14 protein-coding genes are annotated in these 17,463 nt (G+C 42.9%); 1 reads left to right on the top strand and 13 read right to left on the bottom strand.

The window, feature by feature from the left end; all coding sequences use genetic code 11:
- Nucleotides 1–34: 34 nt before the first annotated feature.
- From RT138_RS09715 to fucP (RT138_RS09655), 13 genes are all read right to left on the bottom strand, one after another.
- Entirely contained in the window at nt 35–2,116 is a 2,082-nt protein-coding gene (locus RT138_RS09715; RefSeq protein ID WP_313190507.1) for a hypothetical protein, read from the bottom strand.
- Nucleotides 2,117–2,121: 5 nt separating this feature from the next.
- Nucleotides 2,122–3,789 carry a ribulokinase gene (locus RT138_RS09710; RefSeq protein WP_313190506.1) on the bottom strand — a complete coding sequence of 556 codons (1,668 nt, stop codon included), beginning with the start codon at nt 3,787–3,789 and terminating at the stop codon, nt 2,122–2,124.
- 11 nt (nt 3,790–3,800) lie between these two features.
- A complete protein-coding gene (gene fucP, locus RT138_RS09705) occupies nt 3,801–5,135 on the bottom strand; it encodes an L-fucose:H+ symporter permease (RefSeq protein WP_313190505.1) in 1,335 nt (444 codons plus the stop codon).
- Nucleotides 5,136–5,139: 4 nt separating this feature from the next.
- Nucleotides 5,140–6,903, bottom strand: a complete 1,764-nt coding sequence (locus RT138_RS09700) for an L-fucose isomerase (protein ID WP_313190504.1) — start codon at nt 6,901–6,903, stop codon at nt 5,140–5,142.
- 11 nt (nt 6,904–6,914) lie between these two features.
- Nucleotides 6,915–8,159: a DUF6786 family protein gene (locus RT138_RS09695; RefSeq protein WP_313190503.1), complete on the bottom strand. Its 1,245-nt coding sequence runs from the start codon at nt 8,157–8,159 to the stop codon at nt 6,915–6,917.
- Nucleotides 8,160–8,165: 6 nt separating this feature from the next.
- A complete protein-coding gene (locus RT138_RS09690) occupies nt 8,166–9,332 on the bottom strand; it encodes a glycoside hydrolase family 172 protein (protein WP_313190502.1) in 1,167 nt (388 codons plus the stop codon).
- 445 nt (nt 9,333–9,777) lie between these two features.
- Entirely contained in the window at nt 9,778–10,566 is a 789-nt protein-coding gene (locus RT138_RS09685; RefSeq protein ID WP_313190501.1) for an SDR family oxidoreductase, read from the bottom strand.
- Between the two features lie 5 nt (nt 10,567–10,571).
- The gene (locus RT138_RS09680) at nt 10,572–11,402 is read right to left on the bottom strand and encodes an amidohydrolase family protein (RefSeq protein ID WP_313190500.1); all 831 of its coding nucleotides are present in this window, start codon (nt 11,400–11,402) and stop codon (nt 10,572–10,574) included.
- Nucleotides 11,403–11,410: 8 nt separating this feature from the next.
- Nucleotides 11,411–12,268, bottom strand: coding sequence for a fumarylacetoacetate hydrolase family protein (locus RT138_RS09675; RefSeq protein ID WP_313190499.1), 858 nt, complete (start codon nt 12,266–12,268; stop codon nt 11,411–11,413).
- Between the two features lie 99 nt (nt 12,269–12,367).
- The gene (locus tag RT138_RS09670; RefSeq protein ID WP_254528366.1) at nt 12,368–13,132 is read right to left on the bottom strand and encodes an SDR family NAD(P)-dependent oxidoreductase; all 765 of its coding nucleotides are present in this window, start codon (nt 13,130–13,132) and stop codon (nt 12,368–12,370) included.
- A 34-nt stretch (nt 13,133–13,166) separates the two neighbouring features.
- The gene (locus RT138_RS09665; protein ID WP_313190498.1) at nt 13,167–14,831 is read right to left on the bottom strand and encodes an altronate dehydratase family protein; all 1,665 of its coding nucleotides are present in this window, start codon (nt 14,829–14,831) and stop codon (nt 13,167–13,169) included.
- Nucleotides 14,832–14,837: 6 nt separating this feature from the next.
- Nucleotides 14,838–15,173, bottom strand: a complete 336-nt coding sequence (locus RT138_RS09660) for an L-rhamnose mutarotase (RefSeq protein ID WP_409529451.1) — start codon at nt 15,171–15,173, stop codon at nt 14,838–14,840.
- Nucleotides 15,174–15,183: 10 nt separating this feature from the next.
- Complete coding sequence (gene fucP / locus RT138_RS09655; protein ID WP_313190497.1) at nt 15,184–16,434, bottom strand: L-fucose:H+ symporter permease; 1,251 nt, start codon at nt 16,432–16,434, stop codon at nt 15,184–15,186.
- Nucleotides 16,435–16,548: 114 nt separating this feature from the next.
- Between fucP (RT138_RS09655) and RT138_RS09650 the strand changes: the two genes are divergently transcribed.
- Nucleotides 16,549–17,418 carry an AraC family transcriptional regulator gene (locus RT138_RS09650; protein WP_313190496.1) on the top strand — a complete coding sequence of 290 codons (870 nt, stop codon included), beginning with the start codon at nt 16,549–16,551 and terminating at the stop codon, nt 17,416–17,418.
- The last annotated feature ends 45 nt before the right edge of the window (nt 17,419–17,463 follow it).

Raw genomic sequence — 17,463 nt, 5'->3', positions numbered from 1 at the left:
AATATATTATTATTAATTCATAATTAATCTTGCATTACCATTTTGCAAAGACACTTTCACCCCAATGATCGATGATCCGATTCACTGCTTCCGAGGCTGCTCCGTTCCCCCAATCATAGATGGTAAATTCCCCAATTCCAATCCCGTTGGAATCGGTGTGGCCATCATGCCCATAGTTTTCCATCATAAAGCCATAATCCTGTTTTCCCAGAAATGGCCAGCGTTTTTGCCATTGCTCCTTGGTCTCTAGGTTCTCGGGAGCATACATCATGACAAAGGATGCTTTTAAGGCAGCAAGACCCCTTTGCATATAATCTTTCCGACCTAATTCTTTTCCATATTGCATGATCAGTTCAGCAAATAAGCTCTGCCTGGAATCATTCCATTCCGCATCGGCATTCATGACTCCAAAACCGCCCAGCGCATGTATATAGATAAAGGATGGTTGCCAAACAGCTTGCCACATCAGCAGTTCATCCAGCACCCTTTTTCCTTTTTGCAAATAGGAGTGGTCTGCTGTAACCTTATAAGCTTCCATAGCAGCCTGGGCCGTATAGTACATGCTCAGGGTATTTTGCTTGTACATATTGTTTCTTGCAATTTTCCGATCCACTAAACTGTCATGTCCGAATCGGCTACAGGACCAGTAGGTTTCAAAATCTTCCCAGCGTCCGACGGGAACAATTTCCTTTACGATTACATCAAGGGCTTTGAGGGCGGATGCCTTATATTTTTCATCCTTGCTGACCTGGTATAATCTCAGTAAAAAACTTACGGACATGGCAGATTCTGGAGATTTGCTCAGCAGCTCCATATCTTTCTGCTGGTTTAAATCTAGCCAAGCTGGAAAATAACCATCTGGGCGTTGTATGCTAATCAATGCATCAGCATAACGAATGGCATAATCCAATAAACGGGGATCTTTTTCCAATTCAGAATACCAATCCAGCATCAATAGAGCCGTATAGCTCATATCCAAAATATGGTAAGGAGACTCTTTTGCATTCCAGGTAAAAGGGTTACGGTTGGAGTTGCCGAAAAAGTAGGTATCCCACCCTGCCGAACGCCAATATTTTTTTCCTTCGACTTCTACTTCCTTCATTTCTGTGGCGATCAATCCCGGGAAAAAACCATTTCTCTGAGGAAAGGAAAGAGCCAATTCCTTGGTCATATTCGCATAATGCAACAGCGAATCTATATTTTTCCGCTTTGCATAGCGAAATAATCCAGAAGCCGAGCGTAAAGAATTGAACCAAGCTTGGTTCCAAATGGACCTAAACTCTCTTTCGTTGACTTCGCCTGGATAATTAGGGCTTTGAGTAACATTGACAATAAAGGTTGGAGCTCCAACCCTTTTGCCATTCAGGTCAAATTCCTGCCATACAGCGTCACGCCAATATTTAAAAGCCCATTGGTAGGTATAGTCTACATAAGCATCGAGATTATTATTTACGAAGGGCTCCCCATTTTGGTACAGTTTCTTGCTCCAATGCTGCCACATAAACTGATTTATACTGGCAAAAGGGTTTTCAATGCTAGCTGGATCTGAAGAGAATTTTACGAAAAAAGCCAAACGATAGGTTCCTGCTGGAAAATCTGTTTTTTCTTCTTTTTCATAAAGTACATGATCGGTAATCTTAGAATTTGCCTGGCCAAAGGTCAAGAGATTCTTATCGGCATTAAGATCCAGATAGCTAGGAACAGCAGCTTCTGATGTTAACAGCGACACATCCGGAATGATGGCCAAAGACTTTTGGCTGTCCTGAACAATCAAAGCCGCTGAGCGAAAAACATGTTGGGCGATGATATGGTTATCTGTAGGTGTCAGATGAGGGGACCAATGAAAACTGGGCTTAAAAGCAGGCTTTACAGCGACATAGAGCCTATCTAAGCTGGTGTCGGCCTTTATTATCCAATTAAATTCAACCCTAAAGGTATGTTTATCGATTTTTTTAAACTTGATTTCAGGATTTTGATTTTCAATCTTGGAATACTCCAGATTGGCTATGTATGGCTGGAGCAATTTTGGAATCCCTTGGCCATACGCTATGGAAGAATCCATAGCATTCAGCCAAGTTAACAAACCAACAAATATGTAAATCAAGTGAATTCTCATTTCAATTATTGTATGGTATTTACCATGGAACCATAAGTCAAATACTTTGCATAGCGTTTGTCAAAAACTTCCTTCTTTTCAGGATTGGGCGAATATTCTTTTTCAAATCCGGCTCCCATGTTATCCATGGCCTCCGTCAAGGAAGGATAGATTTTTGCTGCAGTTGCAGCCAGCATACTAGCTCCCATAGCACAGGTTTCATCTGACCGATGGACCATAATTGGTCTTTGAAGGACATCTGCCAGCGTCTGCATCACATAATCCGATTTTTTGGCTATGCCCCCAATTCCAATGACACCTTGAATAGCAACCCCTTGGCGTTCTACATGTTCAACAATAGCTCGGGAGCCAAAACAGGTAGCTTCGACCAATGCCTGAAAGATATGGACAGGATTGGTCCCCAAGTCCAAATGGAACAAGGCGGCAGTCAGTGAAGGGTTTACATCTGGGGTTCTCCTTCCATTGAACCAATCCAAGGCCAGCTCATCATCTTCTTGGATAGGCTGTTGTTTGGCCAATTCGGAAAGTTCCGAAAGTAAATTTTGCTCAAGTTCATCCCTTAAATCTGAAATGGCTTGACTACCCAGAAATGCAGTTTTTTTCATACTATTCGTGATTGGCCACAACAGCAAGTTTTTCAACCAATTGTAGACATCGCCAAAAGCGGATTGCCCGGCCTCCAGCCCTATATAGTGTGGTACGATTGACCCTTGAACCTGTCCACAGATTCCTTGGACCAATCGATCTTGTAATTCTTCTCTATCAATGACCATCATATCGCAGGTGGATGTCCCCATGACCTTGCACATATATCCAGGTTGGATTTGTGCTCCTATGGCTCCCACATGTGCATCGATCGCTCCTACGCAGATCAGAACGCTATTCTTTAACCCTAGTTTATCTGCCCAATCTGCGGATAGAACTCCAACAATCTCATCAGCGGTAAATACCTCTTTATTGATGGATTGGTATATCCTTTCCAATTTAGGGTCTAAATGGTTAAAGAATTCCAGCGGAGGATATCCCCCTAATTCTCTAGCCCATAAAGCCTTATGCCCGGCTGCACACACGTTCCTCTTTATTTTTTGTGCATCTTGTTGACCTGTCAAAAGATAGGGCAACCAATCGCTCTGCTCCAGCCAGGAATGGGTAGCGTTGTAAACTTCTTCGTCAGTCCTAGCTAAGTGGAGCAATTTTGACCAAAACCATTCCGATGAATAGGCTCCGCCACAATAGCTGAGGTAATTGACTTCAAAGTCTTGAGCTTTTCGATTGATTTCTTCCACTTCCTTGATGGAGCTATGGTCTTTCCACAGAAAAAACATGGCATTTGGATTTTCGGAAAATTCCGAGGTCAGGGCTAAGGGTTGACCACTGCTATCTATGGCTACTGGAGTGGATCCCGTAGCATCGATGGATATGGCCACTATATTAGCTTTGATTTCATCATGGACATTTGCCAAACAGCCATTCAAACAAACTTCAAGGCTTTCGATATAATCCAAGGGATGTTGACGGAATTGACTTTTTTTAGGGTCGCAATACAGTCCTTCTTTCCACCTCCTAAAGCTGGATGTTGCAGATCCAAGCACTTCACCATTAGAAGCATCGACCAGCAGAGCCCTAGCTGAATCAGTCCCAAAATCAACCCCAATAACATATGATTGTTTCATTTAACCTTCTATTAATGAACAGGATTTGACATATCTAATTTACCTTCCACTTTACCTACCCCCCAAATAGCAAACACGGCAATCACTATATAGCACATTACTGGAATAATGAACCCTGTGGCCATTGAACTATGATCGGCGATCAGGCCCATCAAAGGGGGACAGAATGCACCACCGGCAACGGCCATGACCAAAAAAGAAGACCCTTTTTTGGTGAGTGTACCCAAATTGTTGATCCCCAGTGCGAAAATGGTCGGGAACATGATGGACATGAAAAAGTAGGTCAGGAACAGTGCAAACACGGAAACCCAACCAAGGTTCATGAACACCAAAATATTTAAGATGACATTCATGATTGCGTAAAAACCCAAAAGACGATGAGGTGCGATAAACTTCATCAAATAAGAACCTGTAAGCCGACCTATCCAAAAAGCTCCCATCCCACCAAAGGCAAGGATCAGTGAAGCGGCCTGTTCGTCGTTTTTAGGCATAAAGAATTCACCGAATGAACCTAGATTGCCCATAATATTAGAAATCGGGGTTTTCAAATCGTGAATGGCATCGATCACATAATTGATGAAAAATGAGTTTGTTCCTGTCTGGGCTGCAACATATAAGAATTGGGCAATAACAGCGAAGATGAATACCGGATGCTTCAGCAGGTTCCGCATGGGCGGATTTTCCTCGTATTCCCCAGCCTCTTTCTTCTCCTTGATTTCGGGGAGTTTAATGATCAGGAAGACAATAGCAACCAATACCACGACACAGCCTATACCAATATAGGGCTGCACCAAGGAGTCAAATTTATCATGTTCGCCTTCGGCTTCCGTTCCAAAGATCATCAATCCACCGATCAAGGGTCCCAATATCCAGCCCAGACCATTGAAGGATTGGGAAATATTGATGCGTCTAGCAGCTCCATCTTTAGAACCCAGGACAATGGAATAGGGATTGGCAGCAGTTTCCAGGAATGCCAATCCACAGGCAATCACGAACAAAGCGGCCAAAAACGGGATAAATGCGGCAAGTTTGGCTGCCGGATAGAACATAAAAGCACCTATGGCAAAGAGCGCCAATCCGAATATGATGCCTTTCTGGTAACCAAATTTCTTGATAAAAAGGCCTGCCGGGATGGCCATTGCCAAATATCCGATGTACAAGGAGAACTGCACAAAGCCCGACTGCGCCTTGGACACATGCAATAGATCCTGGAAATGTTTATCCAAAACATCCAAAAATCCATGTGCGAAGCCCCATAATAGGAATAGACTGCAGATGAATAGGAATGGAACCAATAGATAGTTCCCTTCATCATCCCGAAACAATGATTTCTTGTGGTTGCTCATGTTGCTATCTATAAAGTGGTCCAAATACCTCACATGCCCGATAGTCTGCTCCTTCTGGGTCCATACCAAAGGCTGCCCAAGTTGCAGGTCTAAACAGACGGTTTGCAGGAACATTGTGCATACAGACTGGAATCCGAAGCATGGCTGCCATCGTGATCAGATCGTGCCCGATGTGGCCATAACTGATTGCCCCATGGTTGGAACCCCAATTGGCCATAACAGAATAGACATCGGAGAAGGCACCTTCCCCAGTCAATTCAGGTACAAACCAAGTGGTTGGCCAGGTTTTATCGGTACGTTCGTCCAAAACCTTATGTACTTTTTCTGGTATATCAACCGTATAACCTTCAGCTATTTGTATCGTTGGTCCTAAACCTTTTATTAAATTAATTCTGCACATGGTCACTGGCATTCCACCCTTACTCAGGAAGTTGGAGGAATAACCCCCACCCCTAAAATAATCACGGTTTGCAGGATACCAGGTTGTCGCCTTTAAACAGGCTATTGCTTCTTTATCGGAGATTTCCCAAAATGGTTTCATGACTGGTTTTCCATTGCTGGATTGTTGCCCAGTACCGTCCAGGGTAGCGGAACCAGAGTTAATCAAATGGATAAATCCGTCTTTGGCGGCACCCGTAGGTTTCCATCCACTTACTCTTTTTACGGCCTCTGGCGACCAATATGTCCTAACATCGGCAAATATTTGCGCCGTATTGGTCAAGAGGTAATTGAAGGCCATGGACACGCCATTTAATGAGTCATTCTCCGTAGCGACCATTAAAGGGCTACGGATACCGTTCCAATCGAATGAGGAGTTCAATATAGCCTCAGGAAAATCACCATTCGGCAAGAAATCGGTCCATTGCCTTTGGCCTTGGAAGCCAGAAATAAAGGCATTGTGGCCCATAGCTTCCTCGGCATGGCCCATTTCCTTCAATTTAGGATTTCCGATCATAAGGTCACGGATGATCAAGGTCATCTTTACCACAAACTCCCAGTCTTCATCCTTCTCTTTTCTGTTTTTTACCTTATGCTTTTGGTTGAAATCAGCACCTTCCTTACAATGCTTTTTGGTCCATTCCAATGCTTTTTTGAATTCTTCTTCATCATATATACATAATTGTATGCGCCGTAGTACCTCTGAAGAGTCTACATATTCATTACGCATGCCTAGATATTCCTGAAAGAATTCAGCATTTACGATGGAACCTACAATGCCCATCGAAACAGAGCCGATAGCTAGGTAGCTCTTACCGCGCAACATGGCCACAGCAAGGCCGGATTTGGCGAAGGAAAGTAATTTGTCCTTCACATCGTTTGGGACCTTGGTATCTCCCATATCTTGGACATCATGTCCATAAATGCTGAATACAGGGAGGCCTTTTTGATTATGGGCAGCAACGGTAGCCGCTAAATACACGGCACCTGGTCTTTCTGTACCATTGAAGCCCCAGATGGCTTTAGGCCGGATCGGATCCATATCCATGGTCTCTGACCCATAACACCAACAAGGGGTTACCGATAAGGAAACACCGACTTGTTCCAGATCAAACTTTTCCTGGCAATCCGCGGCCTCCTTGACCCCACCGATACAGCTATCTGCAATGACGCATTGTACAGGGCTGCCATCGGGATATTTCAGTTCAGCTTCATATAATTTTGCCACAGCCTTGGCCATGTTCATAGTGGTATCTTCCAGGGATTCCCGTATGCCGCCCCAGCGGCCATCGATAATGGGTCTAATCCCGATTTTTGGATATTTGTTCATGGTCTAGGGGTTTAGAAAGCAGTTTGAATATCTTCAACGGTTATATTAAATAACTTCTTTAACAGATTAGCAATTTGTGATTTATCTCCAACAAAATGATATACATTATGGGTATGCTCCAGCTTTTCTGAAGGTTTCAGGAAAGCAGCGGGTGAAACACTTTCGATTTCGTAGAAAGGTCCCATTTGGCTTCCATCTTCCAATGGTCCATCGTTATAGGCATTGACGGCATCTCCTAAGAAAGGATCCTTTTTGGTGGTCCATTCCTGGTTCAAATAGACCTTGCTTGAGTCGATGCTGAATTTGGTTACGGTCAGGATTCCATTGGCTAGATCGTAACTTCCGGCAATGTTTTTTGCTCGAGAAGGCGACAGTCCCAATTTGCCTCTTGACTTTCCATCTGCCTTGAAATAGAGTATTCCTGCTTTATAGCTGATTCTATCCTTATCGATTTCTCCAAAATAATCGGTCGTGGCGACCTTTCCTTTCGCAGACTCCTCATAAGGGACAAGAATAACGGTGCTGTCAGTCGGCATAAACATATCCAGGCTCCAAAGACATGGTGCTCCAGTTTCTTTGGTCCAAGCCTCTTTTCCAGTATTGCTGATGCTGTTGATGCTGCTAAATCCTACCGTTTTTACCTGATCGGATAGTTGAATACCTAGATCGGTTTCGATCTGTGAATTGCTCAACATCTTGATATCCCTGTTAAGCTTCATGCTGAGCACGGTGCCTGCATAATTTTTCAATTCCGCAGTTTTCTCCATGCTGGCTGAATTTCCAGTTGCGGAGAGCAGGGTCCAAGCCTCCGTGTCGATGGCAGTTGGTGTTTTCCAGTTATCATAGACCATTTCACTTCCTTTTTCGAAGTATAGGGAAAATGGGCCTCCTTCTGGACCTAACCAGAGGCGGTCTTCCCCACCGTAGGCATTCATATGGGGATCAACCGGCGCAGAGAAGGCTTTGTAATTTACCCAGCCAAAACTTTTACCGTCAGGCCCATCTGCGGTTGAGGTAAATACCTTGCCCTGATATTTTGGGGAGACCAAGATCTGCCCTAGTCCACTTTCATTGCTCAAAATCAAAATGCTATCATACTTCTGCAGGAATTGCAGGTCGTAGCCAAATTGCCCTTCATTATAGTTGGTGCTCACGGTATCCTGGATTGATGATTCTTGTTTTTTGGTTTCTTGGCAGGAGCTGGCCAACAAAACTGCCGAAACTCCAATAAATGCATGTAGCCATGTTTTTTTCATAGAAATTTAGTTTACTTCTAGATCGTTTTTGGATGGTAGATTTGGAAATTTGTTATGGGGTTCGGATTGGTACCAATAGGCAACAGAGATCATATCGGACTTCTGCGGTAGGTATCTCCCTTCCGAACGCCATCCTAAATCTTGAATGGTCACTTTTAGGTCCCCATCGAACCTCACGGGATCCATGATATGCCAACGGTACATTCCAAAGCGCGCCTGGGACTCATATACGCCGTCAGGACGAATTACTTGGTGCAAGCCAGCGTATGGGGTGGAATATTCTTGATATTGCCTTGTGGCCTTGTTTTCGAAGTTGTAGGAACCACAGAAATAATCCTCCAGACCTGTTCCAACAATCGTTGCATAATCCTTATCACCATCCATAAAGAATTTGATCTCACCTTCTCCCCACCAACCTATGTTGTTGACCCCTACCCCTAAATATGTTCCTACGTACTGTCCTTTTCCTTTGATTCCATCGATTATAGTGTGTAAAGAGCCTTGGGTTGGATTTGACCGACGGTATTGGGCATGGAAATACCCTTCATCTTCAGGAACCTCGGTTACGGCATAGTCTATCTGGTAATACAGGTTCATGGGTTCGCTGGAAATATTTTCCATAGTAATCTTGGCACTTTTCCGAAATGGCATCTTCCAATAGGAATTGAATGCACTTCCTGGATTAACGGTCATCGCCAATGAATTCAATGGTGCGAAACGATGCCAAGCCATTCCAAAGAATGGTCCTACAGGAGATTCCACCGAAGGAGTTGACTCGCCATCCCAATAAATTCTGAAAATCGTGTGGTTCCAATTTCCTGTTGGAGTCATCCACATGTGCTGAATTACCCCTGATTCATTGATTTCGGCCATGGTGAAGGTCTCGCCAGGTGCAATCGTGATATAGGGATTTACCTTCCAACCCACTCCTAGCTCCCTAGAAGCATGCGAAGCATTGGCAACATTCTTTTGACCAGCCTGTTTCGCTGGATCTGCCATTCCTCCTTTCCCCTTGGCACCTGTAAAGTTTTCTGGACTAATTGACCTGGTTTTGGCATTGGAAAGTTTGGAAAGGTTTCCCAAACTCATATCTATTCCATTAAATGGCTGCTTTTGCTGGGCATAGGACATGCCACAGAGTAATAAGGAAGCTAATAACAATTTAATTTTCATGATTTATTTATTAGTTGATTATTCAAATGTTCAATTGGAAATCACATTCTATTTTTGAAAAGAGCTACCAAATCTCTCGGTTAGTTAAGGATTCTGGCTATTGCTTTAATCGTTTAAGCATCTTAAGCATAAAAGAAGACTGCTCAAGACAATTCAAATAAAACAAATGCGGAACTTTTCAGTTTATAATTACACAATGTTAATGCTTAAACGTTTAATATCAAAATAAAATCTAAAAATTTTAAGTCCGAATCTGATAAGAACTAAAGGTTAGAAATGGGATTTTACTTCAAAAACTGGAGTTGTTTTAGATAGAACAAGATTTTGAATGAAGTAAATCGTTTGTAACAATTTATATTGGAGGAAAGGTATAAAAAAGAGCTGCTTAATGAAAGCAGCTCAATTGAGTTTACTAAAGGTTGATTACAAATATATCTTGTTATACTTAGTCATTGATCAAAGCCCTATCTAGGTGCACATAGCCCCCATCCACATGGATTAACTGACCTGTGGTATGGCTTGATCGATCCGAAAGTAAGAATACAGCCATATTGGCAATTTCTTCCACGGTAGTCATCCGGTTTTCAAGCGGAATCCTGCTCGTAATTTTTTTCAATGTTTCTTCTGGATTAGGAATGGTTTTTATCCAGCTTTCATATTGCGGTGTCATGCTTTCTGCAACGACAATAGCATTGACCCGAATGGAATACGGCAGCAATTCGACTGCCCATTCCCTTGTCAAAGCATTTCTTCCACCATTGGAAGCTGCATAACCGGATGTCCCCCCTTGTCCAGTTTCAGCAGTTTTAGAAGTAATGTTCAATATACTCCCTTTGCTTTTCTTCAATTCTGGGAGACAATGATGCGCCATCAGGTAGTAATGGACCAAACTATTGTGCAGGGACTTTACAAAAGAGTCATAATCGCCAGTTTCTAGGCTTACACCATCATTCAAGCCTGCATTATTCACCAATCCATCTATCCTGCCCCACTTAGCTATTACTGCATCAACGGCCTTATTACAGTCTTCTGGATTTGTTAATTCAGCCTGGACCGCGAAGGATCTAAAGCCTTTTGTAGCTAACTCCTCCTCTACGGCAAGGTTGTCTTTTTCCTTTCTCCCAATAATTACCGGAATCGCTCCTTCTTCAGCTAATAGCTCAACAATTCCCTTTCCAATTCCTTTGGCACCACCGGTAACCAAGACCACTTTATCTTTTAAATTTAAGTTCATATAAACTATTTTAAACCGTAGAACTTCACTGCATTATCTCCCCAGAAGCCTTTCAACTCCTGTTCCGAAAAATCACCTAACCGATGCTCAACAATCTTAAGCGCATCCTCATAACTACCGGCCAACAAGCACACCGGCCAATCAGACCCGAACATCAATCTTTCCTTACCAAAGCATTGAATGACATGGTCCAGGTACTCCGTAAAGTGATCCAACTTCCAATGTTTCCAATCTGCTTCTGTGCCTAGTCCTGAAATCTTACAATGAACATTCGGATAGGAAGCCAATTGTTCGATATAGCTCGCCCATTCCGTAAATTCCTGGGATTTGATTGGCGGTTTTGCAATATGGTCCAAAACAAAAGCTTGATCCGGATTGGCCGCCACGCATTTTAAGGAACTTTGGTAATGCCTTGGGCGCAACAGAAGGTCATAGGTGTATTTATATTTGGTCAATGCGGCCATACCGCGCAAGAATTCATCCCTATGGAGAAAGTCAGGGTCATCCTCAGCTTCAACGATGTGCCTGAATCCTTTGATGACCTGATGTTTTGAGAAGTTTTGGAGATGCTCTTCTACATTTTCAGACCTGAGATCCACCCATCCAACGATACCCTTGATCAAGGCATAGACTTGGGATAACTCCAGCAAAAACGCTGTCTCCCGAAAGGATTGGTCTGCCTGAACAGCTACAACACCATCAAAATCCAATTGCTTTAGGGTCCCAGAAATATCATTGGGAAGGAAATTCCGTTGAATTACCGACATTTCATCCGTAATCCAAGCGTCCTTTACGGGATCAAATAACCAAAAATGTTGATGAGTATCTATTCTCATGGTCTCTTTTAATTTTTGCGGAAAGCGATTACTTCCTGACGTTGCTCGCCAAGGTAATCTGCCCCTAATTCAACCACATCACCTTCTTTCAGGTAAATTGGAGGATCAAAGCCCAAGCCAACACCGGCAGGTGTTCCTGTCGAGATCACATCCCCTGGTAACAGGGTCATGAACTGAGAGACATAGGAAACTACAAATGGCACATTGAAGATCAGGTTGGCGGTATTTCCGTTTTGATAGGTCTTGCCATTCACTTTCAACCAAAGCTTTACATTGTTGATATCAGGAATTTCATCAGTAGTGGTCATAAATGGGCCCATAGGCGCGAAGGTGTCACAACCTTTCCCTTTATCCCATGTTCCGCCACGCTCCAATTGGTATTCACGCTCTGAAACATCATTGTGAAGAACATAGCCAGCAACATAGTCCAAGGCTTTAGATTCTTCGACGTAAGATGCTTTCTTTCCGATAACAATGCAGAACTCAACCTCCCAATCGGTCTTGATTGAATTCTTCGGAATCATCACTTGGTCATTAGGACCTACCAATGCAGTAGTGGACTTCATAAAGATAATCGGCTCTGCTGGTATCTTAGCACCAGTTTCTTCCGCATGGTCTTTATAGTTCAAGCCAATACAAACGATCTTGGATGGTCTTGTGAATGGAGCCCCCAATCGAGATTCTGCAGGAATCTCAATCAGTTTCCCATGATTCGCTTTCACAAACTCCTCCAAACGAGCTAGTCCATTGTCTGTAAAAAACTCCTCGTTATAGTCTCCGCCAAATGCCGAAACATCATAATTCTTTCCATCGATGTTCACACCGATCTTTTCTCTTCCTGATTCTCCGTATCTGATTAATTTCATTTTTCTATACTTTTATTGACAATAGACTCAAGACACGAGACATAAGAACAATCAAGTCACCAAAGTCTAATGTCTTTTATCTATTATCTTATGTCTATTTTAATTATTCAACTTAACAAAACCTCCATCGATAGCATAGTCATTACCAGTAATAAACGATGCATCATCTGAACAAAGGAACAAGGCTAATTTTGCAATTTCTTCCGGCTCTGCCATACGTCCGATAGGTTGGGTTTTTGAGAGCTTCTCAAACATTTCGGCTTCTTTACCAGGATAGTTTTTAGCGATGAAGCCATCTACAAATGGCGTATGTACTCGTGCCGGCGAAATGGAGTTTGATCGGATATTATCTTTCAGGTAATCCTTAGCTACGGATAAACTCATGGCAAACATGGCTCCTTTACTCATGGAATAAGCAAAGCGATCAGGAATACCAACAAGGGTCGCAATGGAAGCCAAATTCAAGATTGCTCCACCTCCATTAGCCTTCATCACTGGAACGACCGCAAATAAGGCGTTATAAGCGCCTTTTATGTTCACTTGGTAAATCCGGTCCATATCTTCTTCAGTACACCCTTCTAGGTTACCTACGTGCGCTATACCGGCGTTATTCACCAATATATCTACCTTGCCAATCTGCTTTACTACATCCAGTACTTCAGCTTGCTTGCTCACATTACAAGTATGGACTTCACATTTTCCGCCTTCGTCTTCAATCAACTTCTTGGTTTCTTCCCCACCGGTCGGGTTCAGATCCAAAATATGTACAACTGCTCCCTCCTTGGCAAACAAAGTGGAAATGGCTTTTCCTATCCCACTTGCTCCGCCTGTCACAATCGCTACTTTATCTTTTAGCCTAGACATAATTATTTCTATTTAAAGGTTTTATTATTATTTACTAAAGTGAAACTCCACGTCTCCAAGGAATAAAATCATCCTGACCAAGCTTAACTGCTTTTGCCGTTTCTTCACCACTCGCAACCGCAATGACATAATTCAAGATGCGGTGTGCCGCTTCCTCAATGCTTTCTTCCCCGTCGATAATAGTCCCACAGTTCAGGTCGATTGCATCATTCATTTTATTATAGACTTTCGTATTGGACGCCACCTTGATAACTGGAGTAATCGGATTTCCAGTTGGAGTTCCCAACCCTGTAGTGAACAAAACCACATTGGCTCCGGCAGCAACTTCCGCCGTCGTACTCTCTACATCATTTCCAGGAGTACATAGCAGGTTTAAACCAGGACCGTTTGCCAATTCAGGATAATCTACCACTGCTGCCACGGGAGAAGTCCCTCCTTTCTTTGCGGCACCAGCTGATTTAATCGCATCCGTAATCAATCCATCCCGGATATTTCCTGGCGATGGGTTCATGTAGAAACCAGAACCATCAGCCTCTGCTTTTGCATTGTATGTACGCATTAACTGAATAAACTTTTCTGCGGTAGGTTCGTCAATACAGCGATCGCTCAATTCCTGTTCTACGCCACACAACTCTGGGAATTCCGAAAGGATGACCGAGCCACCTAGGCTTACCAGCATATCAGAAAGGTATCCTAAAGCAGGATTTGCCGAAATACCGGAAAAACCATCAGACCCTCCACACTCCAACCCTATGCACAATTTATCCAACCCTGCTTCTTTGCGTTCCAATTTATTCGCCTCTACCAAACCAGTGAAGGTGGATTTGATAGCTTTCTGCATCAACTCTTGCTCTGTTCCTTCAAACTGTTGCTCAAAAACGAACAGCGGTTTATCAAAATGAGGATCCCGTTTTGCAATCTCAGCTTTCAAGATAGAAGCTTGCGCATGTTGACATCCTAGACTCAACACTGTCGCTCCAGCAACATTGGGATGCGTAATGTATCCAGCCAATAGGCCACATAGGGCATCCGAATCCATCCTAGTTCCACCGCAGCCCATATCATGGTTCAGGAATTTCACGCCATCTACATTGGAAAAAAGTCTCTTTTTAGACTTGTTCTCTCTCGCTGCACTCAGGTCCACAGTCATCAGATCATCTACGGAAGCTCCACTTTGATATCTGGAAATCAACTCATCAACCTCATCCGAATAATCTTTCGATTCAACTTGGTAACCTAATTTCTCTTCCAATGCCGACTTCAAGGTCAACACATTCCTGTTCTCACAGAACACCAATGGAATAACCAACCAATAATTAGCCGTCCCTACCAACCCATTGCTCCTATGGTAGCCTCGGAATGTCCTGCCTAAGAATGCAGATACATCAGGCTTATGCCATTCTAATTTTCTATCGCCAAGTTTAAAATCGTCAGCGGCATGGCGCAGGTTATTCACATCCAGCAACTCCCCACTTTGCAGGTCTTCATTCACCTTCCCCACCAAAACGCCGTACATATAAACCTCATCGTCCTTTTGGAAAGGATCTATGGTAAACTTATGCTTGGCAGCCACAGCCCTTTTCAGGCTGATTTCTTTCCCTTCAAATTCCAGGGAATAGCCAGCTGGCAGGTCGCGAAGAGCTACCAGGACATTATCTTTAGGATGGATTTGTAAAAACTCCAATCTCTCTTTTTCCATTTGGTACTATAATTCAAATATTTGTTCCATCATTACCCATTTTTCTCCAGGTTTAGATCCTGGGATAGACTGCTGGTATTTCCACATCAACTGCTCCCAAACCTGTACAGCAGGATTCTCAGCGTCCATCTTATCTTTTCGCTCAAAGCTAAAGCTCTCATCAACCTCCATGATCATAAACAGGCGATTAGCAAAGCGATATATATCCATTACCGTGACGCCAGCATCGGTAATCGACTTTTTGATCTCAGCAGAAACTCGCTTATGGTGATCTTCATATTCGGCGATCATTTTCGGATCATCAACCAGATCCAAAGCCATGGCATATCTTTTAATACTCATAATCTATTTATCAATGTCCCTGTTTAACAATTAGCTTATCGCTCTTGTTTTGGGTAGCGAACAAGGCCACCACCAAGAAACAAACCAAAACCACAAAATAACCGTATTGCATATGTCCGGTCAAGTCTGACACATACCCTAACACCGGAGGCAATAAAGCCCCACCGACGATGGACATAATGATCAAACTTGACGCAGATTTAGTATCCGCACCGGTACCTTCCACCCCAATCGCAAAGATCGTTGGAAACATGATCGACATAAAAAATGCTATGGCAACCATACTGTAAAGCGTGATGACACCTGTACCAAAAATACACAATAAGGTCAGTAAGGCTGAGATTCCGGCATAATACAACAACAGTTTAGCCGGAGCGATATAACGCATAAAGAAGGTACCAACAAACCTTCCTAACATAAACATCAAGCCAGCAACCCCTGCATAGTATTTAGCATCTTTAGCTTCAATACCTGACACCTCCACGGCATATACAATCAAAAAACTCAACACACAGACCTGTGCACCAATATAAAAGAACTGTGCTAGGACCGCCCAAGCCACGTTTTTATGTCTCAAAGCCTTTAAAAATCCTTTTCCTTCGCCCTCTTCTTCCTTTACTTCAGGCAACTTGATGAAGAAAAAGATCAATGCAACTACCAAAATAATGATCCCCAAAATAACATAAGGCCCTTTTACCACGGCAGTTTCCGTCTGTATATAGGCCAAACGTTCCGCATCAGTCAAGGCCGCAACCTGTTCAACGGTTTTAGGATCTTCCGTCAGAATAAACTTCCCTCCGACGATCGGAGCAACAAAAGCAGCCAAACCATTGAAGGATTGGGCAAAATTCAGACGTTGGGTGGCTGTATTAGGATCTCCTAAGACAGTCATATAAGGGTTTGCAGCGGTTTCCAGAATCGTGATTCCACAGGCCACCACGAATAAAGCCGAAAGAAAGAACATATAGCTCATCGTATTGGCAGCCGGCACAAACAAAAAACACCCTACCGCAAAAAGGATCAATCCCACTAAAATTCCCACCTTATACCCATACTTCTGCATAATCAGACCGGCCGGAATACCCATGACCAAATAAGCAATAAACACTGCTGAATCCACCAAAGAGGCCTGAAGATGGGTCAAACTGAACGCACTCCTGAGGTGAGCTATCAATATAGGGTCCAGGTTATGGATAAATCCCCAGAAAAAAAACAGGGACGTGATTAATACGATAGCTATAGTGTTACTCCTATTGTTCATAGTGTGGAATATAATTGAGAAACTAAATACGAGATATTTCAGCAAAAAGTATTGAACTATATTACCTAATTAATAAACTATTTTACCATTCACAGCCTTTGCAATTCAATTTTTATGAATAAATTAGACATTATGATCATCAAACAACTCGCCGTTCCCAAAACTGAGAATCAAAGTTTCCAGATGCGAAGGGATTATTTCCCCAAGCACCAATCCATTTGGCATTATCACGAAGAATGGGAACTGGTGTATGTGAAGAAAGGATCGGGAACTCTTTTTATTGGTGACCGGATAAAAAGTTTTCATGCAGGAATTGCAGTGCTCATCCCCTCCCAGATTCCCCATTATTGGCTTTTTGATGAAATATCCAATCCTGAAAAACCTGAAGAACCCATAGATTGTATTGTAGTCCATTTTATTCAGGACTTTGGCATAGAAAAGTTTTTACAAGCTCCTGAGCTGGTACAGATTAAACAGTTGCTGGATCAAACGAGCAGAGGCAGGTACATCCCCATTGAACAGGAAGGTTTATTTGACCTGCAGATCCAGAAATGCATCCAATCCAGTGGAATGACCAAGTTTTTCCTCTTATTGGAATGCTTGAATCAGCTATCCGACCTATTAGCAGAGGAGTTGATCAGCACTAATTATTCCATCCTCAATCAGTCAGAAGACCAATTTCGGATGAATAGTTTAATGGGCTACATTCGTGAAAACTACAAACACAGAATCATGCTCCAGGACCTGGCCAAGGTTGCCGGAATGACCGAAAACTCTTTTTGCCGATATTTTAAGAATAAAACAGGAAAAACCCCGGTGCAATTCATTAATGAAGTCAGGATATCACATGCCTGTTTTCAATTGCGGAACAGCAACATTAGCCTGAAAGAAGTATGCTATGACTCTGGATTCAATAATTTTGTGAGCTTCCACAAGTCTTTTAAGAGCATTACAGGCACCACGCCCAATCAATTCAGGACTTAATTACGAAGTAAATAATTCCTCGATATTTTTTCTCGAAAGCTCCCT

This window comes from Sphingobacterium sp., assembly GCF_032065005.1.
In the GTDB taxonomy this organism is placed as follows: Bacteria; Bacteroidota; Bacteroidia; order Sphingobacteriales; family Sphingobacteriaceae; genus Sphingobacterium.
Note: the sequence above shows the minus strand (reverse complement) of the source record. Positions and strands in the feature narration are given on the sequence as shown.